We start from the raw sequence: 24,761 nt of genomic DNA, 5'->3' as shown, positions 1-24,761 counted from the left end.
CTCTCCTCTGCTCGCATGGGAGCGACGCCCTTAGGCGGCGGCGCAATCCGGTCCGATCGCCTGAGCGAGGCCAGCCACATCCGGTGCAAAGCCGAGGAGATAATCGGCCACGCGGCTCGCCTGGCTCGCCGCCCGCACGATGGCGCGATTGTCCTCGCGCAGGACATCGAGCCAGAAGCCGATATAGTCCGCATGGCGCACGGTCGGCACGATGCCGAGCGCGGCGCAGCTGAAGGCGGACGCGATTTCCGCGATCAGCTCCTCGAAGGCGTATTTGCGGCTGCCGAATCCGCCTGACAGATCGCGGTTCAGCCGGGACTCGTGACCGCTCGCATGTGCGAGCTCATGCAAGGCCGTCCGATGCCAATTGATCGGCTCGAAGAAGGCCGCCGGCGGCGGGACCTGCACGAAGTCCTCGACGGGAGCATAGAATGCTCGGTTGCCGCCGATCCGGAAATCGACACCACTGTTCGCAATAAGCGCCTCCACCGACGGCTCGATTGCACCAGGCGGCGGAGGCGGCACTGCGGTCGCGATGTCTTCCGGCAAGGCCTCACATTGGTCGGTGTTAATGGCCCCCGCGCCAACTGGAAAGGCTTCCTGCGTCTGTCGCTCGTCACGTGCCCGGTAGCCCTCTACCCGGCCACCTCCGAGTCCGAGAAGATCTCATTCAACCAGCTGAACAGGCAGGTGGGCCATCGTATCAGGTACGTCAAGGTCGACGCCGACACGGGTGAGGAGGTCTCGAACGAGGACATCGTCAGGGGCTATGAGCTCGAGAAGGGCCAATACATCGAGGTCTCGAAGAAGGAGCTCGAGGAGATCGCCCTCGAGTCCACGCGCACGATCGAGATCGACGAGTTCGTGGACAAGGCCGACATCGACCCGCGCTATCTGATCCGCCCGTATTACCTGCGTCCCGACGGCAAGGTCGGCCACGATGCATTCGCCGTGATCCGCGAGACCATCCGGGAGATGAACAAGGTCGCGATCGGCCGGATCGTGCTCACCAACCGCGAGCACATCATCGCTCTCGAACCGATGGACAAAGGCTTGGTCGGCACGCTGCTGCGCTACCCCTACGAAGTGCGATCAGAGCAGGAGTATTTCGACGAAATCCAGGAGGTGAAGATCACGAAGGACATGCTGGATCTCGCGCGGCACATTGTAGAGCAGAAGGCAGGCACCTTCGCGCCGGAGAAGTTTGAGGATCATTATGAGACCGCGCTGATCGAACTGATCAATCAGAAGCGTGCGGGTAAGACGATTCGCCCCAAGGATCGGCCGAAGGGCGAGAATGTCGTCGATCTGATGGTGGCGCTACGGCGGTCGGTCGGGCAGAAAGCACCACCGACTGAGGCGGCCGCCAAGCCGGCGAAGAAGCCGAAGAAAGCTGCCGCCGGCCAGAAGGAGATGCTGATGCCGATCGCAGGCAAGAAGACCACCGGCAAGGAGGCGTCGGCGAAGAAGCAGCCGTCCGGTCGGCAGCGGAAGTCGGCTTGAAGTATCCTGTGACTCCGGACGGACGCTACTTCGTCGTCCGCGGCCGTCTCTGGCGCATGACTGATCCTGCCATCAGCGAGGACGAAAGAGCTAAGCTGACCACGCAGCTCATGTCGGCAAGGCGTGCAGTTCGGGCCGCCAAAGCGACGAAACATCCGCATGCCGAAGCCGCAGCCCACCGCGCCGTGGATCAAGCCAAGAGAGCGCTGGGCGAGCGGGGGCCGGTCTGGTGGAGCGACGGCTCGCCCGATCTGAACCGTCACATGGCACGGAACACTCCCTACGCCGCGTGGTATGCTGCAGTCTCACGGTCGCGCAGGTAAGCTCCGGTGCCGCGTAAGCTGAAGACCTATCAGACCTCACTTGGCTTCTACGATCTCGGCGCGGGTAGTAATCTATTCCACCAGGGAGCCGCGACGGAGACCGAAGATCCGGAGGTCGTTGCCGCCACCATGGCGAGGCCGGGCGTGGTCCTGAAGCGTCCTGCTGGGTCGACAGGACGATTTGCTGAGCAGTCCGAATTGCCCGATCTGGATCATGAGCCACGTGCTCCGAAAAAGAAGGCCAACCGTCCAGAGGCAAAGCGGCGTGCGGCCCCGAAGGCCAGCGTTGAAGATTCGCGGAAGGCCGCCGCGCAGTTCGAGCGCGAACAGCGGCGTCGAGACGTCCAGCGCCGCAAAGAGGAGGCGGCCCGGGAAAAGGAGCGGGCCAGACGCGAGAAGATGGTCGCAAAGGCACAGGCGTCGCTGGATACCGCGCAGCAGGCGCACGATGAGCGGTCTGGGACTCTCGAAGCCGCGCGGCGCGATCTCGAGAAGCGGATTGAAGCCGAGGACCGACGCTGGGAAGCCGAGGGGGCGAAGCTCAGAGACGCACTACGTCGCGCCCGCGATTAGAACCGTGCGCCGATGTTACCCCGGCGGACACTCCGGGCAGGTATCGCCTATCGAATCCAGCACGTGGCGAACTTCCGCGACCGCATCTTCGCGAGAGACGCCGGTCGGCGGATTCTGCGTCGCGATCCCAAAGGCTTGCTCGCGCGCGTGCGGGTCAGCCCTCTCCTTCGCCCAGCCATGCGCTTCGCATTCCTGGATTGCTCCCGCGTCCTGCAGCACGCAGATCGCCCAACCGCGCAGGCTACGGATTGCCGCTGATCGCGGCAGCCAACCGCGTTTCCATGTCAACTTCTTCGGTCAAAGTCCCACCCGCCCGTTGTGGCGCTAGACTATCCGCCTCAAGGTTTTCCCCTCAAGTATTATTCGACCTTGGCCGACGGCTGATCAGAGGGCCTCCCCCCGGAACATGAGCAAGCCCGGTCGGCTTTCCAAAGTCGAATCAGGGCTCGCCAGGAACTTGATTATCCCCAACCTAAAGAGCTCAGGCTGATGACACGATTCGCAGTTTTGACGAGTATCCAAGCAACCGTGGCCGTGTCGCGTATTTGCCGGAATGGAGGCTAGGAGTGCCAGAGCCAAGCGAGGCCGTCGAAGCCCTGTCTGAGACGTTGGAGCGTCTTGGTGCTCCCGATTCTCTGCCAGAAGATTGGATCCTCTTGTGCGACACTGATGACCTTCGCGATTTGCCACGGGCGGCGGCGAAGAAGCTGCTCGCAAAGGCCAAGAAGGAAACGGCACGTCGGTGGCTTTGGAACCGGTTTGATCCGGCCGAGATGGAGCAAGAGCTATCGGACAATGAGATTGATGATACCGAGATCGACGACCGGCTGGTCAAGCAGCACGCGATCAGGTCGATCGACGACGTCGTTTCGATGGTCCAGTCGCTACGGGAACGTCACGCAAACATTCCAGCGGCATCTTCACAGTCCAGCGCGCACACGAAAACCGTCGCAGCACGTCTCCAGTACGGTTATCCGGCGGAGCGACCGGCTCGCAGCGACTGTTTTGATGACGATGTGCGCCGTCAGTGCCGGCGCTCGATCAACGAGATCTACAGAATTGGAAAAGTACCGTCCGCGCCACTCGTGTATCTGATCAGCACGGACAATCCTGAATTCGTAAAGATTGGCTTCACCTCCTGCCTTGAACGGAGATTGAGCTCCCTGCGGACGGCATCGCATGTCGAGCCCACCGTCCATCTGACGATTCCGGGACCGCCGTCCCTCGAGCGTAAGCTTCATGCTCGCTTCGCGGCCTCCCGCCATCACCGCGAGTGGTTTCGACTTACGGACGACATCAGGACCTTTATCGCGTCGCAGGGAAGCGGCGAGGCCGCGCCTTATTCAAAGCACGCTTGATGAAAATCATTCGGGCTGCCACTGAAACAGAGAGCTCGACTGCCCCCGGCGAGGCCGCTCCATAGACCCTTGCGCGAAGGATCGCTACCCGCGGGGCAAACCAGCGTCTATCGAGAGCCCGGTCCGCATGACGGACGCGCCATCATCTCTTGCTCAACGACCGATAGAACACAAGCTTTCCGCTACCAGGAGGATTTTCGTACATGAAGCATTCGGCGTACTTGTCGATTGCCTGCATGACCCCAAGCAAGGACGCACTCGAAAAGGCATTCGTCGATCCTGTGGCGTAGTGCGCGACAAAATTCCCAGTGATGCTTGCCATATGCGTAACCAAGCCTGCCTCCTGGGCGGCAGTCAACACGAGCGTACCCGCTGCCTTGTGTAATTTGACGGCGGCCTCAATAGCTCCCGCGGCGTTTCCGACCTGCTTGTTGTTATCGTCCAAAGCGAAATCAATCGGGACGGGTATGCGTACTTTTTGGATGATGTCCAGCAGGCGGTATTCGAGATACTGCCGCAATCTCGGGGCCGCGTCGTCCAGTTGCCCCGCCTGAAGGAAGCGTATGGTCGCGTCGCGCACCCGATTAGCCGCGTCAGACTGCGGGAGGACGGCGGTTCGCGCCGTGCCTTCCAGCCGCTGATGCTTCCAACCCTGGCCGTTGTGACGGTTGAACAGCTTCTCAAGTAAGGTGTCGTGACTGAGAAAGATTACCTGCGGGCCATCGGCCTTCACGGGACGCGCGAATTGCGTACGGATGAGCTCCATCAGATGAAACTGATGTCCCGCATCGAAGCTTGAAGTCACATCGTCGAGGACGACGAAGCGTGGCTCGCCTCCGTAGAGGGTCGCTGCGGCCAAATAGACGGAGACCGCAAACGCATTGCGGAAGCTTTCGGACAGAAGAGCCTGAGCCGATACGTCCTGAAGCGTAAAGAACTGGGATAGGCCGATCGAAAGTGCCTCGGCGCCATCGGCTTTAGCGAGCGAGGGCTTCACCGGCTCATACATGATTGCCTTGAAAAAATTCTGGCAGAGCGGCTCGACGGCTGCCAACCGTCGCCTGGAAATGTCCGACTCAGCACGCGCAAACGTCTCGCTTGCTACGTCGAGGAACGTTTTGATGCGTGAGATTCGGCCAAGCTGTTCCACAATTCCGGTCAGTTTCGTTTCTGCTTCCGCGATTTCCTTCCATGCCTTCTGCAGCCGTCTGGCCTCTTCAACTGCTGTGGTAACGACAACCAGAGACGCCGGTAGCTCCTTTTCTAGCGCTTTGCGCTTTTCTTTCGTGTCGGCGAGTGCTGCGGTCGCGCGGTGCACCAGAATAGTGCGCCAGGTCCAAAGCTCCTCGACTTTCGCGGCGGTCAGTGAACCTTCGCTCCCATACGGCACTTCAGCAAAGCTCCGGGCTTCGCCGGTCTTGGCGTATGCGTCTTCAATCTTCCGAAGTCCGCTCCAGCCTTTTGCCTTCCATTCTGTCTCGGTCCGTACGGCGCAATCCTCGAGTTCCTGAAAAGCTGCAAGCTTCGTCTCGAGACTCGGCAGGAGGGGTTCCGAGCCTTCATGATCACATGTCGGGCACACGTTTTTCCTTGGCCAGGCCTTATCGCGCAGCACCGCACAACTCGCCGCGTAGAGTTTTCTCAGAAGCGGTCCGGCTGTTTTCTCCAACGCTTCATCGTGTTGTACGGCAAGCGCATGCAGTTTGCCATAATCATCCTCGGCAGGACTTGACGAGATCTGTGTCGCAAGCGTTTGTTCAGCTCGCTGAAGCGCCGCGAGGCGAGCGGGACCATCGCCTCCCTCAGCCTTCTTGATAGACTCGACGCACTCGTCAAGCGGAATTTCACCGAACGGCTTTCCGGCGCAGTGCGGCTGGAGAACGACAATTTGATGCAATGCGCTATGTGCCCTCGCTCCTGCTGTCGCCAGATCTTTCTGTTCAAGCAGCGCGGTTTGGGTCAGAGCTTGAAAGGCGCTGACAGCCTCAGTCCGCAATTTGCTCAAGGACGTTTTCAACGACGCCTCCTGCGTCGTCAGCGATTTGACATCGAAGTGATTATTGAACGCGCGCGTATTGCTGAGGCCTTGTAGCTCCTGGCGGGTCTTGGAATAGGAAGCCAACCCTAGCAATCCGGCAAACGCTCGTCCTCGATCGAGGGCCTTGTCGTCAATAAATGATTGTAGTGTCTTATGATCCAGTAGGAAAAAGTCCCGGTTGAGCGACTCAAGCAATGCATCTGCATCGACACCGGCGGGTGCCGTAACCTTTCTCGTTCCCGCAGCGTCGCGCGTAATCTCAAGCGTGATGGGTGCTCCCGCTCCGTCCGGCCGAACCGTCAACCTGACCATCCCCGTCTTCTTGGAATGGAAGCAGTTCAAATAGTAAGCCCTTCCATTCTCAGAAGCGGGAAGTTCTTCGAGCTTCGGAATTTTCTTGCGCAGCGCGTAAGTGAGAGCATCGAAGATCGAACTCTTGCCCACCCCGTTCGGTGCGGAAACCGAGTTAACGGCGTCATGCGCGAATTGAAGAACGAGCGGATCGCCCTCATTGTTGATGCCGCGTATTCCTTCGATTTCGAGCTTTTCGAGAAACCAGCCCGCCATGGCTATTCCTCGACATTGCTTAGAGCAAACAGAAGTTCTTCCAGAATGACGGAAGCATCGACTCCATCGACACACTCTTGGAGGCGATCAGCTAGTACCGGCCCCAAAACTGGGTGAAGATGCTCGAGTTCTGCGGCATACGCTGCCAAGTTGTCGGCCAAGGCAGCCTTATCATCAAATACAAACGGCATGAGGCCCTCCGAGCGACATTGTCGCCAAAGCTAACACAACCTTCAATAGACGCGCCGAAATATTCCCGCCCATCACAAAGTGGGGCTGTAGGCGCGACAGGCGGGGCGCGCCACGAATTTTTCTTGGAACACACCTTGCGATTGCCGAGGCAAGTTTGAAAATGCATGGCATTGGAAGCGCATGGGACTGACACGGCTCCCTCTCTCTCAAACGACGATTTTCCAGAGATTCCGGCATATTGCGGGGAAGATTATGGATTTGAAGTTCGATCTAAACGGCTTCTTCAAAGGCATTTTCACTTAAAATTCCGCGAGGCTGGCATTCGCGGCATTAATCATCGATCTTTTTCTGGCGGCGGCAACCGTCGCCGTCATGGTCGGAACGTCCTACAAAGATCACTGGCTTACCCCGATCGAAGCGGGCGTTGTGGTGGTCGGTTCCCTCGTCGGCTTCGCGGTCATCTGGTTCATCCTCTATATCCAGACCAGGGATGACTTGACGGACATCTATTCCATCGTGCGAAAGCAGATTGCGGGTACATGGCAGGTCAAATACGCAACCTCGCCGAACTACGGCGACGTGAAGGACCGCATTGTTAATTGTGACATACAGGAAGACACGGTCCGAAAGCTGGAGATGAGATTTTCGATCGTTCAGAACCCTCTCTTTTCACCGCAGGGGCCGAACGTGGTGAAGGATATTGCGCTTCGCATGACCAAGACCGGATATAAGATGTTCTACTATTTCGAGACGGAGCGGGTCCTGGCGGACGATATCGTCACTCTTTTGCCCGTGGATGACCCCAACCGTCGCGGCATCCAGATTGAAACGCTTGGTATGGTCGAATTCGACCGCCCGTTGAAGAAAACTGATAAGGTTCAGCTCATGACGGGCAAGTGGTATTACCTCAACGGCAACATGATGAGGCTAATGAAGTTGTTGGAGCTAGCGGATCATGCAAAGCTCTTGAACCAGCCTTTCACCCCGATCGCATTCAATGACGTCCCTGTCAGCCAGATTCATTTTGACGCCGATATGGGCTCGATTACCTTTGCCTATCAGGGTCAGAAGTGAGCTCCTAGCTTAATGGGCGGTGTCAATCACTCAATTTCCGACAAACGAAACGTTATAGCCGAGCGCGTAGAGTGCCTGCGATTGTTTCTTGGCGGGAAGAGATCCGGCAAGGCCCAACCAACCAGTTCCCCCAGGGCGCTGATGCCGAGATGCTCGATCTTCCAGGCGTCAGTGGAGATCGCCTCCCATAGGCGCTCTGGCACCTGATCGGCGGCGCCGCCATACAGCACGTGATGCAGCATCTCAAGCACAGACGATCCGTTTTAGGCTTGCCGCGAAAAGAGAAATTCTGCCAGCGCTGTGGTCTTGGTATCCATGTCGTGTCGAGCGCCACCGGGTAAAACAACCGTCGCATTCGAGACGCGGCGCGCATGATCCTGTATCGACCAGACCCGGTGGCATACCTGATTGAACTCAGCGCGAGTAAGCCTCAGAATTCGGTCCTCTGATAACAAGTCCTTCAAAAACGGCGCCCAATCAACGAGCACTTCCCCTACATTTGGCGGGGGCGCTTCTGGAATATCACACCACCATGCTATTGCTGCGGCGAGTGCACGGCCGACGTTCGCCGCATTTTGCTCGTGGAGCCTTGCATAATAGCTGCGACCATCGTCGCCGATGACCTGGCTGTAATAGTACGCGGCGAGGAATTGATCAGCCTGAGCGCCAGCAGGCACCGTCGGCGGAACCCAGCCCGGACGGTTCTCATCCTTTGTAGCCGTTGCGGCGATGTTCCGCAGTATCTGAAGCGTTTCAAACCACTCATCGAGGAATGCTCGCTTCTGCCGCTCTCTCGCTTCCCGCGCAGGGACCGTGACAAGTCCCGGCCATTGCTTGACGCCGGTCGTCGCCAGGAGACGCTGCGCTTGATCTTTGTCTTGCGCCGCCTGCCGGTTCAATTCCCGCGCTCTTGCTTCGAGTGCCTGAAGAAGTTCGTCGGACAGTGGGGATGATTTCTGATCGACAGTCGAGAAGAAGCTCCGCAGCTGAAGGTCCATGCCTGAGGCGACCATTTCCCCTTCCTCAAAGAAGCAGCCGGCCTCGATATTCTTGTGCCGGGCCGCATCGGTGAAATTGGCTGACCCGACATAGGCGCCGACCCCATGCCACCAAATGACCTTCGCGTGGAAATGCGTCACAAGCTTGCATACGAAGTTTGGCGAACGCCGGCTTTGAAATAGGCGCAGAATGTCGAGACGCACGGGAACGGTCTCGTCGAACCGGCCCCAGAATGTCAGCGGTATGTCATTGTCCAGGCACCACCGGACGAGAAGCCGGTCGTCGGTCGCATAAGCGACGGCGGCTTGGACGGATTCGGTTCGGGTGCGCCAGTTATCAGGGATTTCGCGCAGGTAGCGACCATTGATCCCATTGAGTATCAGATGCATGTGTGGTTCCGGCCGGCTCCTCTAGCCTTTGATCGCATCATGGATCTTCTGCACCTCGTGTTCGCAATTGGCGATTATCTGATCGAGGAGCTGAAGGTGCGCCTGCAACTGGACGAGAGCCCCTCCCCATTGTTCGGCGTTCATGGTGGCGACGAGAACGGCCATGCGGGCAACAATGTCGTTGTACTGCATAATCAGCCGCACGAGATGCAGACAACTCGGTCCCGCGAGATCCCCGAGCAGGAAAAGCTTATCGATATTTCTTTCGAGCATCGGTGGGATAGAAATTGCTGTCCTGTTCTGCAGCTCGGCAGCAATCGACTGACCCACAAGATTGCCGTAGCGGGCCTTCAGGTCGGTGATGCTATCCCGGATTTGCTGGATGATTGCCTTAAGCATCAGGATTTCAGGAAACACTGCAACAGCAAGCCCGCGCGATTCAAGCCGATCGCGTCGCCGTGAGGCTGCCGTCGTCCAGAATACGGCCCAAGTACTGACTCCAAGGGCGATAATCGCAGCCAGTGCTTGCAGCCAGCCAGAAATAAGCTCGGGCTTCAGCACCCATTTATCAAGGAATTCGGTCATTGGTGTCCTGATGTTGGCGGCCAAACCCGGCTGGCGCCGCGCAAACACTTAAAATCACTCACGCTGAGCGCGCCGCGTTCATTCCGGGCCCGCGAGCCTGGCTCGGCTAGCCGCGTGGTAACCGAGCTGAACGGGGCTTCCCACATCTCTTTTGGCTCAAGCGTGGCAGCGTCCAGCAGCACCAAGAGAACCGTGTCGCACGCGGAATCGAGCTTTATGCGCCCGATCCGCTGGCTCCGGCTGGCGCCGTCCGTTAGAGCGCGCCCTTTGATCTGGATGCGAACGGGACCGCTCGCGCTCTGACGTACAGCGTCATATCCCGCTGTGCGCGCGACGGTCAGCTCGAGCCCCAGGCACTCTGCGGCGGCGAACTCCGCAATCTCTCCGGTGACGCCAAGCGGTTTGCCAGTGAGAGCATAATATTCGGCTGCGAGCGGACGGACGGCGGCCAGAATTGCCCGCACGCGCGAGCTAGCGTCACCATCGCTCGACGACACATGAGCAAGAGAACGACCTGCGGATGTCATCTCGCCATCCTGCAAGAAGATCCGGCGGGCGCAAAGGAAATTCCGGCAGTCCGCGTGCAGCGTAAATTCTGCTTCGGTCCACGCCGACGCGGCCTCTCCCCCGGCTTGATCGCGCCGGTTCGCCTCGCCGGGCCGTCGGCTCCGATGCAAACGCTCCTGGCCGGGCGTTCCTTCACTGCTTTGCGGTCGGCAGCGATGCATCCGCCTCCACCGGCGCAAGCGCCTCCGTCCAAGGCCGCAACCGGCACGGCCGCACGTTGGAGACGATCATGCGACTTTGGACAATCGAGGAATTGATGCTGCTGACCCGCGACGAACTCTGCGGGCCAGCGGAAGAGCTTGAGCAAAGGCTCGGTAGTCTTGAGACCGGGACGGCACCGCGGCTCAAAGTCCTCAATTGTCTGATATCTGGCGAGCCAGGCCGCTCCGCGGACTACGCTGTCTGACCTCGTTGAAAGTTCACGATGACCGAACGCGAAGATGCAGTAGCAGACACCCAGCACTCAGGTCCTTGCCGAGAAATCGACGCGCTCATAAAAAGTGTTCTCGGGTCATTTTTTTGGGTTGCGTCATTTTGTCATATCAACTTTAATTTGAGGCGGGGAAGTGAGCTTGGGGGACCGTCATGCGCGCAGCGTGCAACGGAGTGCGGGCACTTGTCTTGAGTTCGATTGGGGCATGGCTCACGGGTTGCGCATCGTTCGAGGTCATTCACGACCCGCGATTTGGCGCCGTCAGCAAGGAGCATCTCCCAACGCTGATCAAGTCGGTGAAATGTGAGCTTCAGACATTCTACACTGCGAACAACGCTCTTCGTGATGAGCTTCGCGCTGAACGGATCGAGCGCGCTAAGCATGGGGAGACTACGATCCCATTATCCAGGATCTACGACCTTCGTCACTTCGATCTCGATGACGAGGCCTACGGCGCGTTCAGTCTTGACATCAAGGTGCAAGATTCCTTCGCGCTACCCGGCACACCATCTTCCTTCGTGAACGTTCTGAGTCCGACAACTGGTCACACCAAGACTTTGGGGATCGGGCCGAGCGTTCAGGCCCAAGGCACCTATGACAATGTTCTGTGGTTCTCGGTGCCGCAGAATGCCTCCGTCGCCGTCAAGCCCTACGTTTCGGACGCGCAGGCAAGGGCAGTTGCATTCCGGCAACCACCCGTTTCGACAGAGGAGGATAATCTTTGTTACCGTCGCGTCGTTCCGGATCACTACTATCAGGCCCTAGCCGCCGGCGAATATCCCGGACTGGAATTGTTCGACCGCATCAAGGTGAATGGCGTTCAGCCGCTGGCCGCCTGGCTGCAGGAGAACGGCGACACGATGGGGATTTCCCGGAATGTGTTGTTGGATGCGCATGCCGAGGCCGAAAAGCGAAAGCCGATCCCGGTTGAACCACCTTACGGCAGTCAGGCGATTGATGGTGGTCAGCTTTCCTATATATTCACTGTTCAATATACCGGCGGTCTCGATGTAAAGTTCTCGCTGGTATCCTCGCGCTGGAATCCGGCCTTGTCCGACGTCTCAGGGGGAATTCAGCAAACCGGAACCCTGTCGATCTATGTCAACGGCTATCAGGCCGCAGCGGCGATAGGTGCAAAGTCGGCGTTGACAGCGATTGCACCGAAATCTGAGCCGATGAAGGTTATCATTGTCGAGGGTAATGCGAAGTCTAAAACCGGCAATGAAGCAACAAAGAACGCGGTGAAGAATCAACTTGAGAAAGCGCTGCCGGAAAGCACGACGGCCGGCACTGCGAACAATATGAAACTCAATGAATTCTTGGGCGAATTCTCGAAGGATCAGACTGACCCGACGCAGAAGGCACAGACGCTGTCAAAGCTTCGCGAGCTCAATCTGCCACTGAAGACCGAGAAGAATGTGGCGGGCACTGTCAACGAGCTAAGTAAGCCGAGCACGCGTGTTATAACGGTACCGGCTGGTCCACCAACAACCAACAACGGCCGCGGTGTATTCCGCTATCCGCCTTCGTTCCCATCGCCGTAGCGGCATGCACCGGCTGGCGAGGACGACCGCGCCTTGGCGGAACACGACCAGCAGCCGAGGTCGCCTGGCGCGGCATCCGTCACCGCGGGCGATAAGTCATTAATTTGTTTAGAAAATCTTCACTTAGGTTAGCGGGCCGACGAATTGAATGTCTTTGCGGGTCCATGGGCCACGGAGGACATCGATTTTGACCGTAGCAAGACTCTCGGACGTGTAACGTCTGCCAGATAGGAAAAACAAGACATTGATCCATAGAATTCTTTTTGGCTGATCACCTTTACGTCTTCTATCTCACGATGCTTTCGTTAGCTAAGCTCTAGGCTTGGGCATCACACTTACAGTCGCCTGAATCGATCGATCTATTGTATTCCCCGTCTCGACACTCACGGCGTCCAGCAGGCAATTTTTGCGCGTGAAGCGCCAACCGCATTGCAGCATCGTCCGCGCCTCGGCCTTTGTCCGGCGTTATCGCGCCGGTTCGCCTGCGGGCAGTCCGTCGGCTCCGATGCAAGCGCCCCATAGGGCGCTCCTTCACTCCGTTGCGGTCGCCAGCGATGCATCCAGCCTCCGCCGGCGCAAGCGTCTCCGTTCACGGCCGCGATTGGCGCGGCCGCACGATGGAGGCAAACATGCGACTTTGGACAATCGACGACTTGATGCTGCTGACCCGCGAAGAGCTCGGCCGGCTGGCGGAAGAACTTGAGCAGGGGCTCGCTAGGCTCGAACCTGGGACAGCTCTCAGGATGACACGCCGCTTAAGCGGCGAAGCTCGTCGATGCCGGTATTGCGCGCTCGAAGCAGGCTCTCGCGGTGGAAGACAGCGAGCTTGATAATCTGAGCCGGACACTGCAGGCGCGCCGGTCGAACGAGGCGAAGCGGGCCATCGGTCGCAAGAACGGAGCTACGATTGGTCCGGCGGATACGCAGGTCGCGCCCCTTGAGCAGCGGCTCGCCGAAGAGATGGGTAAGCGCGACACCTTGGCGACCGCCCTTGCCGCGCAAGAAGCTGGTCGTAACGCGGCGATCGAGAAGGCAATTGAGGACTCGCCGAACGCCGTCCGCAAACGGGCCGGACTCGCGGCCAAGATCGAGGCGATGAGCGCGCTGGCAAATGGGAATCTCGAGCTGCTGGCCGTCATTCTGGCCGTTGAGTTCCTGTCTCTCTGTCTTGAGCTCGGCCCGCTTTGGGCGGCTTCCATGAAGCTTCCGAGCTCCCTCGCGGCCGCATTGCGCTTGATCACAACATCGAAACGACGGAGATGATGACGGACGCCGCCGGAAAGCTCGGTGCGAAGCCGATCGATGAGTCCCAGAACCCAAATTCTCCCCACGCCTCCCCGGCAGGAGCGCCAGCGCTACAGCCTGAGCAGGGGCCACTGCAGGGGCCTGGCATCGCGTCTCCGGGTCAGCCGCCGGTCACACCGCCGCCGTCGGATTTGTTGGCGGCGGCCAGCGCTGCAATGGCCAGCACGAATCCGGCGGGCCTGAACGGGATCAAGCGACGCGGCCCCGGCCGCCCGCGGAATTCGGAGCGCAACCTGAACGGCACGGAGAACGGCAATGAATAGACAGGATACGATCGCCCGGCCTCCGGTCGTCCACCAGGACGAGAGCCTCTTTTTCCTGCTGGAAAGGCTGTTCCGTGCGCGAGATTTACAGCGTGGAGCTGCTCAGATCGCGACTTTCTTCCACGATAAGGTCGATGATCGGGCGATAAGGGCCACGTTTCACTTGCTGGAGAAGCATCGCCTTCCGGCTGCAAAGTTGGGATCGATGTGGTGCGCCCGCCGGTCGGTGATCTCAGCGTGGTTATGGTCCCAAGAGATACGTGTTCTGGACGGGGAAGCAGAAGAACGCCTCGTCCGCATTCACATGCTCCTGACGGCGCTCATCAAGCTGATCCCCTCCGACCGGTCCGCTCTCGCGGAGCTGAGCTACGACCAAGCGCAATTCGTGGGACTGCTGGTTGAGACCGCCGCCACGATCCGTCGAGTGGTCCACTTGGATAGCCTGTGATGCGCCCCTCTAGCCGAACGCCGTCCCTCGCGGCGTTCGGCGTTCGTCTTGACACTGATGGAGATACTGATGCGGACTGTGTATCGCAGCGCGCAACGCTACGTGACAGCCATCCGTTTTGTGATGGCGGGCTATTATCTCGCACTCTCCGCTGGGCTGCTCGCGCTCGCTCTATGGCTTGCCTGGCCGTTCGATGGCGGCTGGCTTTGGACTGTTCTGGTTGTCGCTATTGGCGGCTGGGGCGCGGCAGCTGGCTTTAAAGGAGCCGAGCTGCTGCTGAGCACACGGCCAGCGGGCCCGCAAACGCCACTCCGGCCTTACTCGATCGAGACCCGCAAAGAGCAGGATCAGCGGCGCGAGCAGAGGGCTCGGCTTGGCCGCTAGCGCGACACTCGATGCAATCGCTCATTCAGCAATGCGGGCGCGGATACGGAGGGAGCGGTACGCAGACAGATGCGCGACCAGGCCGCGGGACCAGCTTCGCACCGCGCAACGCCCTCTTGTAGATGCAAAGGCAATCCTCGATCTCGTAGGGCTTGAGGCGTGAGAACGCCTTTGTCAACAGTCGGGGATCGAGGGTCCTGCCGGTGAAGCCAAGCGCTCGGGCTCCCTCTCGCGTTCCCCGATGGAGATAGACGGTTGCCGGTGTGAGCCCAAGGTATGCTCCGATCCGGTGCGTCATGTCATAGACGGCGAGAGGGCCAATCTTATGAATGCTCCGAATTTGGTGCTGGACCTCTTCGTGGAGAGCCTCGAAGGTTTTGGCGCGGGCAAGACGGTCCCGGGCGGTTTGGAGCTTTCGTTCGGCGGTGAGCAGGGCCGCTGCAGGTATGCGGTACTGATGTGGATGACGCTTTTCGGACGGCAGCCAGTGACACAGGCTGGCGTGGTGGATGGTGTCCTTCAGCGTGCGCAGCTGGCGGAATTCGGCGAGTTCGCCGCGCGCTCGCGACCGATGCTCGCGGATATAGTCATCTACGATGGTCTCGAATGACATCTGCCATCATCCCTCAGGGTCACCGAGTGCATCGTAGCAGGTGACGTCGGCAGGCTGACCACTTTCCGCCTCCCCGCCTTTCGAAGTCACGCAGGCCATCTTACATAGGCTAATGATTCAGTACAATCAGACACTTGCGCTATAATTTGCATGAGTTCTCAATGAAACTACTTGCAAAATGGCCGAAATGGACCTATATTGGCAGGCATGAGCAAGCTCGACGAACTCAAGCGCCACCTGAGGCCTGGTCAGGCCTACCGGCGTGCCGACCTGGCGCGGTGGTCGTCGTCTGTTGACCGGCACCTGAAGGAATTGGTGGAGAGCGGGACGCTCAGGAAGCTTTCCGGCGGGCTGTACGTCTATCCGAAGGAAACCGCGTTCGGTCCGGCGCCTCCCTCCGACAAGGAAGTCGTGACCGCTTTTCTGAAAGACAAGACGTTCCTGTTGGCTTCGCCCAATGCCTACAATAGTCTCGGTGTGGGGACGACGCAGCTCTATGACAAGACGGTCGTTTACAATCATAAGCGCCACGGCGAGTTTCAGCTGGGCAATCGCAAGTTTGCGTTTCGGGTGAAGCTACGCTTTCCCAAGTCGCTCACGCGGGAATTTCTCCTGGTCGATCTGGTCAACAATGTCGATCAGCTTGCCGAGGCGAAGGAAGAAGTACTCAAGCGTGTTGCGGAGCACGCTGCAAAGGCCGACCCGAAGCTGCTTAGCCGCGCAGTTCGCGAGTATGGGAATGAACGGGCCAAGAAGTTCTTCGACCGTGCGCTAGCGCCGAGGGAATTGCATGCCGCATGACTTCCTCCACAATCATCCGCAATTTGCGGATCTGATACGTATCGTGGCGGAAGAGAAGGGCATTGATCCGGCGCTGGTCGAGAAAGACTACTGGATCATGCATTGCCTATATGGGCTGCAGCAGCAACCGTTCACGTTCCAGCTCAAGGGCGGCACCTCGCTCTCGAAGGGACACAAGATTATCGGCCGGTTTTCAGAAGACATCGATATTCTGATCGAGCCGCCGAAGGACCGGGACGTGAAGACCGGGAAGAATCAGGATAAGCCTGCGCACATCCAATCGCGAAAGGACTTCTACGATTGGCTGGCGAAGACGATCAAGGTCGATGGCGTCACGTCAGTCGAGCGTGATACCGAGTTTGATGACGTTCCCAAATATCGAAGCGCCGGCATCAAGCTGAATTACACAACAACTGTCGAAGCACTAGAAGGCTTGCGCGACGGGGTACTGCTGGAAGTCGGCTTTGATACCGTAGCTCCCAATTCGCCGAAGGACATCAGCTCGTGGGTGTATGACTATGCGGCGGAGCGCAAGGTCGATGTAATAGACAACCGCGCGAAGGCGGTCCCTTGCTATGATCCCGGCTATACGTTTGTCGAAAAGCTACAGACCGTCTCGACGAAATTCCGCAAACAGCAAGCGGATGGCAGTGATCCGGTCGAGTTCATGCGCCACTATTACGACATCTATGAATTGCTGCGGCAGCCTGACGTCCATAAATTCATCGGCTCGGACGCTTACAAGCAGCACAAGCAGGCGCGGTTTCGACAGGAAGACAACCAGACGATTTCGGAGAATGAAGCGTTCCTGCTGAGCGATGCCAAGACGCGGGCTCTTTACGCAAACGCCTATGAGCGCAGCAGCGCGCTGTATTATGCGGGCAAGCCAAGCTTTGATGAGATACTGGCTGAGATCGACAAGTGGAGCGAGAAGCTCTGAGCGGCACTTAGCTGGCAATTCAGCTCGCAGCCGCCCTATCCTGTTGTCTGCGGGCGCTTCGAGCAACTACGGCGGGACTCTCGCAAGATGCTGGCTGGCGTGATATTTTCAGCTTTGTCATGCTACGGTAGCCGAGCGAGTGCGGCAAGCTGCAGTTGCCGAGTTGCGCTTCGGGTTTGGTTTTCAGAGAGCTGCATGGAGGAGCTTTATGGACCTCTTTACACCTGTCGTAGAGCCGGCGCTCCAGCATCCGTACTTCCGCTCGATCCTGGCTCGACCCAATGGGTACAACTGCGATGTTCTCAACGACTGGGCTCGCGACTTTGTTGATCGGGATGGCAAATTTGTCGACGAATTTCAGCGGACTTTCGACACATGCTTTTGGGAGCTCTATCTGTTTGCCGTGCTCAAGAAGTACGGCCTGCACGTTGACTTTTCCCACGAAGCGCCTGACTTTCACGTCACCGAGCATGGCGGGTTTAACATCGAGGCTACGGTCGCTCTCCATGCCAAAAACAGCACTCCCGAATACGAGAAGGCGGGTCAGAAGGTCCCGCCAGATCTGAACGAATTCAATCGGCGGGTGATCATTCGTATCACCAACAGCATCTCTACGAAGCAGAAGAAGTACAGTCAGTCATACGCAAAGCTTGCGCATGTCCAGCATCGCCCTTTTGTTTTGGCCCTTACTGCTGTCGACAATCCGCACGCGCGGCTTGCGTGCCAACGCGCCATCGAAGCTGTTTTGCACGGCTACTACGTCGATGAAGAGAAATTCCTGCGCGAAGGCGGTGAGCTGAAAGGGCAGCAGCAAGAGAGTGTTTTGAAAGACAACGGAAGTCCGGTTGAGCTCGGAATCTTCAACAAGCCGGAGTTTAGCTGGTTGAGCGCAGTGATGTTCAGTTCATGCGCAACATGGGGCAAAGTCCGCGCTTTATCATCTGATCCGAACCCGAATGTCTTTTTTGATACCGTGAGATACAATCCGAATGGAACGACTCCGGCTGCGGCCCGCACGCGACGATCTCAATACACGGAAGGATTGCTCGAGGGTCTTCGCATCTATCATAACCAAAACGCGGACCGGCCATTGGACCCGAAGGTGTTTCGGCATCGTGACGTATTCCAAGCTTACTCACGCGAAACTGACGAAGACTGGGTCTATGAATTTCGTGAAGGCCTCTTGCTCTTTCGGCAAGTTTGTACAGTTTTGCAGGAGTAACAGCCTATAACTTCAGGCGGCCGTATCTTCCTTGTCGGGTCCCCGCATAACGATCTTCAGTGCGTCGTCCGCCAATGGCCTCTGCAGCGCCTTAGCTTCGGCCCATGGCGCGCGCAGCCAAACTTCCCGCTCCTCGGCGTTCGTCAAGATCACCGGCATCGCCTTGGGGTGAATGGGCGCCACGACCGCATTCGGCTCGGTGGTCAAGAATCCATAGACCAGATGCGGTCCGGGGATAGGCTTGGACTTGGTACCACGTTCGCCTTTGAATTCGGTCCAGATACCGGCGAAGGCGAACAGGGGCCGGCTATCGTCGAGCGCGAACCAAACCACGTCCTTCTTCTTGGTGACGGGATTTGGCTCAGGCGCGTACTCCGAAAAGCTTGAAACGGGAACCAGGCACCGGTTCTCGGGCTTCAGCCAGCCGCGCCAATGCGGCGATGACGTGTTGCGGATATTGGTGACGGGCGGCCCACCGAATTTCGGCGGTGGCGGCATGCCCCAGCGCATCTTGATGAGCTCCCGGCCGCTCTCATGGCTCCGAACGACGGGCGCTTCACAATCCGGGAAGACACCGGGCATGCTGGGCAGGTTGCCGGAACTGTCGAAGGTGACGCCGAGCAGGCGGCGGATCGCGTCCTGGCTTTTCGTAATGCTGTAGAGATTGCACATTCAGAAAGAATAACACGTCGATTCGCACGCATGCAAAAGAGCTAGCGGCCACGCGTGCCAGCTCTGAATGGAACATAGAAGGCAAACACTATGGAAATGAATGAATGAGCTTCGCACCTTCATAGTATTTTATCGAGCTTCCCATTGCCAGATTGTCAGGGAAGACAACAAGTATCTTATGCCAAGGAATCTTCGCTGAGGTGGTCATGAACCCTTCAATTCCGGTTCTGTATAGAGCAATCCCGAGGTGCTGGGTCTCGCTCATTCCGGTCGGAGCCGCAACGGAAGTATGCGGCGTCCTATAATCATAACCCTTCCAGTCACCGGTCAGCTCTTGAACATTCGAGCCTAGCAAAACTTGGCTGCTCAGATCGCTGATGTCAGCCACGCGCTGCAGTGACACCTGGATGGTTAGCTGAGCAAAGCTCTTTGTACGGTTCGGCAAGTGATTGCCAGGAGTCGGGAAGCCGAGCTGCTGTCCGACCTCATACTGCGCGCAGGTCGGATCATCTACAAGGTACAAGCAAGCGTATCTATCGGGCTTCTTTAGCTTCCGTCCCGCATTGAAGCGGGTGATTGATATCTTCATTCGATTATGAATGAAGTGCGCTTTCACGTACCGCGCCTCAACGGCCCGATACCATGTCCCCTTTTCAGATGAGGTCGGCAGCGACGAGCATGCAGAAAGGTTCACGATCTACACTATCGTTTGAAGAATGGAGGGAAAATTTAGGAAAGGGCAGCGACTACGTACTGACGGAGAATATCACGAAGCCGGATTTCTTCTTTAGTTCCGATTAGTTCTTCCGGAGCTCTATTCGCGAAAAGAATGTTCTTGGTTGTGAGCCATTCTTCGCCGAGCGTCTCAATGATCTCGGCGCGTATGTCTTGGTTCTCACCTTCGATGAGATCCACATCAGGCTCTGAAAGCTCGTAGGATTGACGTTCATCCATTCGAGTACCGCATGCTTGAGGTTGCCAGAAGCCTTGCGCTCAAATTGAGCGGCGCAGTGTCATGCCCGAGTCATGATTGCGCCGTTAAGAAGGCTATTCAAGTTCCGCGGGCCCGTCATCGATCAAAGTTGATTGCGGTAAACCCGGTCTGCGGTTTTCATGCCGTAGTTGCATTTTTGCACTCCGTCGGCCTGAACGCGCAGCATTCTCATAACCGCCAGCATGACGGTACCGTTCCACGCCGCCGGCGGAGCGCCACACCCCCCTGATTTTGCGGGCGATTTCATTCCCGTTCTCAGACGCTTGACTCTTGCAGTCAGCTTGATGTTCTTTCTTTGTTCTCATTGAGATCATCGGCCCGACAGCATGCATTCCGTTCCCCGCTCCTCACCCGTCATCCGCGCGCTTCGTCAGAAGCTCGACCGGATGGCACTGGGGGCGGCGGCTGAGCGGAAGACGCTCGCCTTCGGCATCGAGGCGATCGATCGTAACCGGCAAGAGCGCCCCACCTGTGCGTCGCGCGACTGAGCTGCGATGATCCTGGCATGAACTGTTTCTTAGAGGTGGGTGATGGCAGATGCCATGCATGAAGCCATGCTTGATGCCAGGCATGAAGGCGGCTCGTATCGCCGGGTCGAGGTGATCACGGGGCAGCGTCGGCGGCGGCAGTGGACGGGGGAGGAGAAGGCACGGATCGTGGCGGAGAGCTTCGAGGAAGGCGCCAATATCTCTGAGGTTGCTCGGCGCCATGGTGTTGTCCGCGGCCTGCTCACGGCTTGGCGACACAAGTTTGCGGCAGCCGCGGACGCTCGGGCGCCTGGCTTCGTGCCGGTCCGGGTCGCATCCGAGGGCAGTCCGGCGACGGCTGATGAGCCGAGGCGGCTGGCGTCTGCGCATGAAGTGGTACGGCAGATGTCGTCGCCTCCAGGCATGGCCGACGGGGTGATCGAGATCGAGGTGACGGGGGCGCGCATCCGGGTCGCGGCCGGTGTCGAACTGGCAACGCTTTCGATGGTGCTGTCAGCGCTTCGGAGCGTCGGTTGATTGCATTACGGTCTGACCTCAAGGTGGTTCTGGCGACCCAGCCAGTCGACTTTCGCAAGTCGGTGCACACGCTGTCGGCGCTGGTGAGCGAAGCGCTGCGCGCGAACCCATACTGCGGTGACGTCTTCGTGTTCCGTAGCAAACGCGCTGACAGAGTGAAGCTCTTGGCATGGGATGGCAGCGGCATGGTTCTGGTGACGAAGTGGCTGCACCAGGGACGCTTCACCTGGCCTCCGATCTGCGACGGCGTCGTGCATCTGAGCGCCACGCAACTCGCCATGCTGCTCGACGGACTGGAGTGGACGCGTGTGTCGCCCAAGCCTGTGAAGCAGCCGGCCGTTGTCGGCTGAGAAGCGGAGATTTTGCTGGAGCGCATGATGCGTGGATCTATCGTTGGATCATGGCGATTCACCCCGAAGCTCTCCCAGCCGACGCTGCGGCTCTGACCGAGATGGTGCTCGCGCTCGACGCCGAGAACGAGAAGTTGCGGGTGGCGATGCAGGCGCTCAAGGAGATGATCTTCGGCAAGCGCTCGGAGCGACTGGCGGCGATCGTGGGCGAGCAGCTTGCACTCGCGCTCGATGATCTCGCGACCGGCGTCACCCCGGCTGTGCCGGCCAACGACGATTGCGCGACGCCGAAGCCGGCTTGGAAGCCGCGCAGGAAGGCAAGGCGCAACATCGGCGCGCTGCCCAAGCATCTGCCGCGCTGCGAGCAGGTGCTCGAGCCGGAGGTGACGGCGTGTCCGTGCTGCCAGGGCGTTCTGCACCGGATCGGCGAGGACGTCAGCGAGGTGCTGGACGTGATCCCGGCGATCCTGCGCGTCCTGCGCACGATCCGTCCCAAATACGGCTGCCGCGGCTGCACCGACGGCGTGGTCCAGGCGAAGGCGCTGCCGCGCCTGATCGAAGGCGGCATGGTCTCGACGGCGCTGGTCACCCATGTGGTGGTGTCGAAGTTCGCCTGGTATCTGCCGCTGTACCGCCAGGTGCAGATCCTGGCCGGCCAGGGCATTCATCTCGATCGCGCGACGCTCGCCGGCTGGGTCAAGCGTGCGGCCTGGTGGCTCAGGAGCCTCTATGAGTTTCAGCTCGGGACGATCCAGGCTTCGCCGCGACTGTTCTGCGACGAGACGCCGATGCCGGTGCTCGATCCCGGACGACATCGCACCCGCATCTGCCAGTTCTGGGCGCATGCGATGGATGATCGGCCATGGGGCGGCCCATCGCCGCCGGCGGTCGCCTATGTGTTCGCCGATGGACGCGGCACCAAAGAGATCGCCGGGCAGCTGACCGGCTTCTCGGGCATTCTGCAGGTGGATGGCTATGCGGCCTACAAGGCGCTCGCCCGCGATCATGGCGGCGCGATCCAACTGGCTTTCTGCCTTGCCCATGCCCGACGCAAATTCGTCGAGGTGTACAAGACCATGCAGTCGCCGTTCGCTCACGAGGTGATCGAGCGCCTTCAGGCGGTCTACGCCATCGAGGCCGAGATCCGCGGCTCGGGCGCCGAACAGCGGCTTGCCGCCCGCTGCGCCAGGACCGCGCCGCTGATGGAGGCGCTGAAGGCGCGGCTGACCGCGATGCGCGACCAGCTGTTCTCCCAGTCGAAGCTGACGGAAGCGATCAACTATACGCTCAATCACTGGGACGGACTGACGCTGTTTCTTCGTGACGGCCGCGTCGAGGTCGATTCGAACTCCGTCGAGCGTTCGATGCGCCCGATTGCAATGGGACGGCGCAACTCGTTGTTCAGCGGCAGCGAGGGGGGCGCCGAGAGCTGGGCCATCCTTGCGTCCCTGGTCAATACGGCAAAGCTCCACGAGCTAGATCCGCAGACCTATCTGGTCGATGTGCTGGAGCGCATCGTTTCCGGTCGGACCAGGAGCCACCAGCTGCACGAGCTCCTGGCCTGGAACTGGAAGGCGGCCCGCGGGCTCAGCGCACCGGTGGCGGCATGAACCGGCGGCGCCGCTCGTCATCCTCCTCATCACCGGCGATGACGGCCGCTGCGATGCCGCTCGACGAGCTCGATCGCTGGCTGCAAACTCGCGCCGAACTGCATCCCACCGCCACCAGTCTTGCCATGCTCGACGGCTATGTCGCCGCGATCGTGGCCGGGCCGGTGTCGATCAGCCCGCCCGACTGGATCTGTCCGCTCCTCGCCATCGACATCGACGCCTTCAACCATGGTGGAACGCCGGAGTTCGCCGCGATCTCGGCCGTCGCGCTGCGCCATAACGAGATCAGCAATACCCTGTCGACCGTCCCAGACCGGTTCAAGCCGATGCATCGGCGGGAAGCCGGTGGCGCTATCGATGCGCGGTCCTGGTGCCAGGGGTTCTACGCCGCAATGCAGCTCAGACCCGCGGCGTGGGCGCCGCTGCTCGACCCCGGACATCTCCATCACGGTCTGCTGCGGCCCATCCTGATGCATTGTCGCGACGATCAGGACTGGCCGCTGTCCGGAGCGAAGTCGCCGACGAATGGCATGTCGGACAACCCATCCGATACACACCTCGGCATCCCAGCAGCCGTCGAAGCGCTCCGCCAATACTGGATGCCGATCCGCTACAAACGCGCCCGCTGATCACTCCTGACGTGGACGCTCATGCCGGTTACGTCGAAGACCCTCTTCGTTTAGCAACGTTGAGACGCTGGAGCGGAAGCCCGGCGCGCAGTGGTCCTCACCGGGCCGGTGTCGTAGCTCGTGATACCACCCACTCATCGAACCACTTAGGTTACTGCGAGGATTCGAAGTTTGGCTCGACTGCTAGGCCAAGCAGAGCACACGACTTCGACTGGAACCGACGCTATCCAATAGTACGCCACTGCGGCCAAATGCTCGTCGCGGGTTAGACTCATCTTCCAGAGGTAGCCGGCAGAAATTACTCAAGATCACGGAGCGAGATCGAGATAGCACTGCGCGACCCAGCGGCATTGTCGATCTCCCCTCTTAACTGAGTGGCAGCGCACTGCACATGATTGAACCTCGAGTCATGACGAAAGAAGAAGCGGCCTCTTACGTAGGGTGCAAATCGCCTTCAGCCTTCAGTGACTGGGTTCGCCGCGGCATTATTCCCGGCCCGATCCCAGGGACACACAAATGGGATAGAAAAGCCATCGACGCAGCTCTTGACCGCCTATCCGGTTTCCAGACTAGAATCGAGCCTCAGCTATCTCCCTACGATGAATGGAAGGCGTCACAAAATGCGAGTGCGGCTGAAGGGGATTAACTGGTCAATCAAAAAGCTCGCCGATGGAACGTCTAAGACTTATTGGTATGCCTGGAAGGGTGGGCCGCGCATTGATGCTGAACCAGGCACGCCTGAATTCATGCAGCGCTACAATGAGGCTGTTGCATCCTACAAGAAAAAGAGCTCCTCCACATTCAGTTCGCTGATCGACTACTTCAAGGACTCCAGCGAGTACAAAAGTCTCGGCGAGAAAAGCAAACGCGCCTACGACAGCTATCTCAAACTCATAGAAGCCAAATTCGGCTCAATGCCGATCGCCGCCTTGGAAGACAAACGCGCTCGGGGTGACTTCAAAGATTTTCGCGACTCCTTTTCCGAGACACCGCGCAAGGCCGACTACATTTGGGTCACGATCAGTCGCGTTCTGTCTGTTGCGAAGGATCGCGGTAAGATTGCTGTCAACGTTTGCGAACGCGGGGGTCGGCTTTACGAGGCCGACCGATCGGAAATCATCTGGACTGCCGAGGACATCCGCACCTTTTGCGGTGTCGCGTCCGTCGAGCTGCAAGCAGCGCTTCTGATGGCGCTCTGGACGGGTCAGCGTCAAGGAGATCTGCTTCGGCTGACCTGGAACGACTATGACGGGTCCTACATTCGGATGCGGCAGTCCAAGGGAAATCGCCGCAAGGGCGGACGCCGGGTCACCATTCCCGTGGGACCGCCCCTTGTGTCCGCAAAATCTGCCAGAATGTGCGAACGGGCGGTTCTCGCAAA

28 protein-coding genes and 1 pseudogene are annotated in these 24,761 nt (G+C 59.0%); 18 read left to right on the top strand and 11 right to left on the bottom strand.

All coding sequences use genetic code 11. The features are described 5' to 3' along the window. Positions 1-30: 30 nt before the first annotated feature. Positions 31-570 (bottom strand): annotated as a pseudogene (locus QQL87_RS09825) (ArdC family protein); the annotation flags it as partial. On the opposite strand from QQL87_RS09825, the gene ku reads away from it, so the two are divergent. The 3 genes from ku to QQL87_RS09810 are packed head-to-tail and all read left to right on the top strand — an operon-like array spanning position 559 to position 2,399. After that, positions 559-1,503: a non-homologous end joining protein Ku gene (gene ku, locus QQL87_RS09820; protein WP_284417597.1), complete on the top strand. Its 945-nt coding sequence runs from the start codon at positions 559-561 to the stop codon at positions 1,501-1,503. The pseudogene QQL87_RS09825 and the gene ku overlap by 12 nt on opposite strands. Further along, positions 1,500-1,826, top strand: coding sequence for a hypothetical protein (locus QQL87_RS09815; RefSeq protein WP_284417312.1), 327 nt, complete (start codon positions 1,500-1,502; stop codon positions 1,824-1,826). Before ku ends, QQL87_RS09815 begins: the two co-directional genes overlap by 4 nt. 6 nt (positions 1,827-1,832) lie before the next feature. Further along, a complete protein-coding gene (locus QQL87_RS09810) occupies positions 1,833-2,399 on the top strand; it encodes a cell envelope biogenesis protein TolA (protein WP_284417311.1) in 567 nt (188 codons plus the stop codon). A gap of 15 nt (positions 2,400-2,414) precedes the next feature. On the opposite strand, the gene QQL87_RS09805 is transcribed toward QQL87_RS09810, so the two are convergent. Continuing rightward, positions 2,415-2,666: a hypothetical protein gene (locus QQL87_RS09805; RefSeq protein WP_284417596.1), complete on the bottom strand. Its 252-nt coding sequence runs from the start codon at positions 2,664-2,666 to the stop codon at positions 2,415-2,417. Positions 2,667-2,965: 299 nt separating this feature from the next. Here QQL87_RS09805 and QQL87_RS09800 point away from each other — a divergent pair, with 299 nt between their 5' ends. Then, complete coding sequence (locus tag QQL87_RS09800; protein WP_284417310.1) at positions 2,966-3,757, top strand: GIY-YIG nuclease family protein; 792 nt, start codon at positions 2,966-2,968, stop codon at positions 3,755-3,757. A 142-nt stretch (positions 3,758-3,899) separates the two neighbouring features. Here the strand turns inward: QQL87_RS09800 and QQL87_RS09795 are convergent, their stop codons facing one another. After that, positions 3,900-6,362: an ATP-binding protein gene (locus tag QQL87_RS09795; protein ID WP_284417308.1), complete on the bottom strand. Its 2,463-nt coding sequence runs from the start codon at positions 6,360-6,362 to the stop codon at positions 3,900-3,902. 2 nt (positions 6,363-6,364) lie between these two features. After that, the gene (locus QQL87_RS09790; protein WP_284417305.1) at positions 6,365-6,553 is read right to left on the bottom strand and encodes a hypothetical protein; all 189 of its coding nucleotides are present in this window, start codon (positions 6,551-6,553) and stop codon (positions 6,365-6,367) included. Positions 6,554-6,926: 373 nt separating this feature from the next. On the opposite strand from QQL87_RS09790, the gene QQL87_RS09785 reads away from it, so the two are divergent. Next, positions 6,927-7,628, top strand: coding sequence for a hypothetical protein (locus tag QQL87_RS09785; RefSeq protein WP_284417302.1), 702 nt, complete (start codon positions 6,927-6,929; stop codon positions 7,626-7,628). Between the two features lie 26 nt (positions 7,629-7,654). Here the strand turns inward: QQL87_RS09785 and QQL87_RS09780 are convergent, their stop codons facing one another. From QQL87_RS09780 to QQL87_RS09765, 4 genes are read right to left on the bottom strand one after another with little or no spacing between them, the layout of a single operon-like run. Further along, positions 7,655-7,879 (bottom strand): hypothetical protein, encoded by a 225-nt coding sequence (locus tag QQL87_RS09780; RefSeq protein ID WP_284417300.1) that lies wholly within the window; start codon positions 7,877-7,879, stop codon positions 7,655-7,657. 12 nt (positions 7,880-7,891) lie between these two features. Next, on the bottom strand, positions 7,892-9,016 hold the full coding sequence (locus QQL87_RS09775) for an anti-phage END nuclease (protein ID WP_284417298.1): 1,125 nt from the start codon (positions 9,014-9,016) through the stop codon (positions 7,892-7,894). A 21-nt stretch (positions 9,017-9,037) separates the two neighbouring features. Then, positions 9,038-9,601 (bottom strand): hypothetical protein, encoded by a 564-nt coding sequence (locus QQL87_RS09770; protein ID WP_284417296.1) that lies wholly within the window; start codon positions 9,599-9,601, stop codon positions 9,038-9,040. After that, the gene (locus QQL87_RS09765; protein WP_284417294.1) at positions 9,598-10,128 is read right to left on the bottom strand and encodes a DUF6998 domain-containing protein; all 531 of its coding nucleotides are present in this window, start codon (positions 10,126-10,128) and stop codon (positions 9,598-9,600) included. The genes QQL87_RS09770 and QQL87_RS09765 overlap by 4 nt, the downstream gene beginning before the upstream one ends. Before the next feature lie 625 nt (positions 10,129-10,753). Here QQL87_RS09765 and QQL87_RS09760 point away from each other — a divergent pair. The 8 genes from QQL87_RS09760 (at position 10,754) to QQL87_RS09725 (ending at position 18,121) form a co-directional block, all read left to right on the top strand. Continuing rightward, positions 10,754-12,145, top strand: a complete 1,392-nt coding sequence (locus QQL87_RS09760) for a hypothetical protein (protein WP_284424108.1) — start codon at positions 10,754-10,756, stop codon at positions 12,143-12,145. 783 nt (positions 12,146-12,928) lie between these two features. Next, positions 12,929-13,408, top strand: coding sequence for a DUF4407 domain-containing protein (locus tag QQL87_RS09755; RefSeq protein WP_284417594.1), 480 nt, complete (start codon positions 12,929-12,931; stop codon positions 13,406-13,408). Between the two features lie 297 nt (positions 13,409-13,705). Next, positions 13,706-14,161, top strand: a complete 456-nt coding sequence (locus QQL87_RS09750; RefSeq protein ID WP_284417291.1) for a hypothetical protein — start codon at positions 13,706-13,708, stop codon at positions 14,159-14,161. 69 nt (positions 14,162-14,230) lie between these two features. Continuing rightward, positions 14,231-14,545: a hypothetical protein gene (locus QQL87_RS09745; protein ID WP_284417289.1), complete on the top strand. Its 315-nt coding sequence runs from the start codon at positions 14,231-14,233 to the stop codon at positions 14,543-14,545. 325 nt (positions 14,546-14,870) lie between these two features. After that, positions 14,871-15,155, top strand: a complete 285-nt coding sequence (locus tag QQL87_RS09740; protein WP_284417286.1) for a hypothetical protein — start codon at positions 14,871-14,873, stop codon at positions 15,153-15,155. A gap of 210 nt (positions 15,156-15,365) precedes the next feature. Then, the gene (locus tag QQL87_RS09735; protein WP_284417284.1) at positions 15,366-15,959 is read left to right on the top strand and encodes a DUF6088 family protein; all 594 of its coding nucleotides are present in this window, start codon (positions 15,366-15,368) and stop codon (positions 15,957-15,959) included. Continuing rightward, entirely contained in the window at positions 15,949-16,899 is a 951-nt protein-coding gene (locus tag QQL87_RS09730; RefSeq protein ID WP_284417281.1) for a nucleotidyl transferase AbiEii/AbiGii toxin family protein, read from the top strand. Before QQL87_RS09735 ends, QQL87_RS09730 begins: the two co-directional genes overlap by 11 nt. 208 nt (positions 16,900-17,107) lie before the next feature. Further along, complete coding sequence (locus QQL87_RS09725) at positions 17,108-18,121, top strand: hypothetical protein (protein WP_284417279.1); 1,014 nt, start codon at positions 17,108-17,110, stop codon at positions 18,119-18,121. Between the two features lie 12 nt (positions 18,122-18,133). Here the strand turns inward: QQL87_RS09725 and QQL87_RS09720 are convergent, their stop codons facing one another. The 3 genes from QQL87_RS09720 to QQL87_RS09710 form a co-directional block, all read right to left on the bottom strand. Next, positions 18,134-18,793, bottom strand: a complete 660-nt coding sequence (locus QQL87_RS09720; RefSeq protein WP_284417277.1) for an SOS response-associated peptidase — start codon at positions 18,791-18,793, stop codon at positions 18,134-18,136. 88 nt (positions 18,794-18,881) lie between these two features. After that, a complete protein-coding gene (locus tag QQL87_RS09715) occupies positions 18,882-19,487 on the bottom strand; it encodes an RES domain-containing protein (RefSeq protein ID WP_284417274.1) in 606 nt (201 codons plus the stop codon). A gap of 35 nt (positions 19,488-19,522) precedes the next feature. Next, positions 19,523-19,747 (bottom strand): hypothetical protein, encoded by a 225-nt coding sequence (locus tag QQL87_RS09710; RefSeq protein ID WP_284417271.1) that lies wholly within the window; start codon positions 19,745-19,747, stop codon positions 19,523-19,525. 570 nt (positions 19,748-20,317) lie between these two features. On the opposite strand from QQL87_RS09710, the gene tnpA reads away from it, so the two are divergent. The 5 genes from tnpA to QQL87_RS09685 all read left to right on the top strand — a co-directional run. Then, the gene (tnpA, locus tag QQL87_RS09705; protein ID WP_284417270.1) at positions 20,318-20,791 is read left to right on the top strand and encodes an IS66-like element accessory protein TnpA; all 474 of its coding nucleotides are present in this window, start codon (positions 20,318-20,320) and stop codon (positions 20,789-20,791) included. Then, entirely contained in the window at positions 20,788-21,141 is a 354-nt protein-coding gene (gene tnpB / locus QQL87_RS09700) for an IS66 family insertion sequence element accessory protein TnpB (RefSeq protein WP_284417267.1), read from the top strand. Before tnpA ends, tnpB begins: the two co-directional genes overlap by 4 nt. 50 nt (positions 21,142-21,191) lie before the next feature. After that, entirely contained in the window at positions 21,192-22,751 is a 1,560-nt protein-coding gene (gene tnpC / locus QQL87_RS09695; protein ID WP_284417265.1) for an IS66 family transposase, read from the top strand. Continuing rightward, on the top strand, positions 22,748-23,380 hold the full coding sequence (locus tag QQL87_RS09690; protein ID WP_284417263.1) for a YecA/YgfB family protein: 633 nt from the start codon (positions 22,748-22,750) through the stop codon (positions 23,378-23,380). The genes tnpC and QQL87_RS09690 overlap by 4 nt, the downstream gene beginning before the upstream one ends. A gap of 545 nt (positions 23,381-23,925) precedes the next feature. Then, positions 23,926-24,761, top strand: an 836-nt coding sequence (locus tag QQL87_RS09685) for a site-specific integrase (protein WP_284417261.1), incomplete at its 3' end; no start/stop codon positions are given.

It is taken from the genome of Bradyrhizobium sp. SSBR45G (assembly GCF_030159255.1).
GTDB lineage: Bacteria > Pseudomonadota > Alphaproteobacteria > Rhizobiales > Xanthobacteraceae > Bradyrhizobium.
This window is presented reverse-complemented; position numbering and strand designations above follow the sequence as displayed.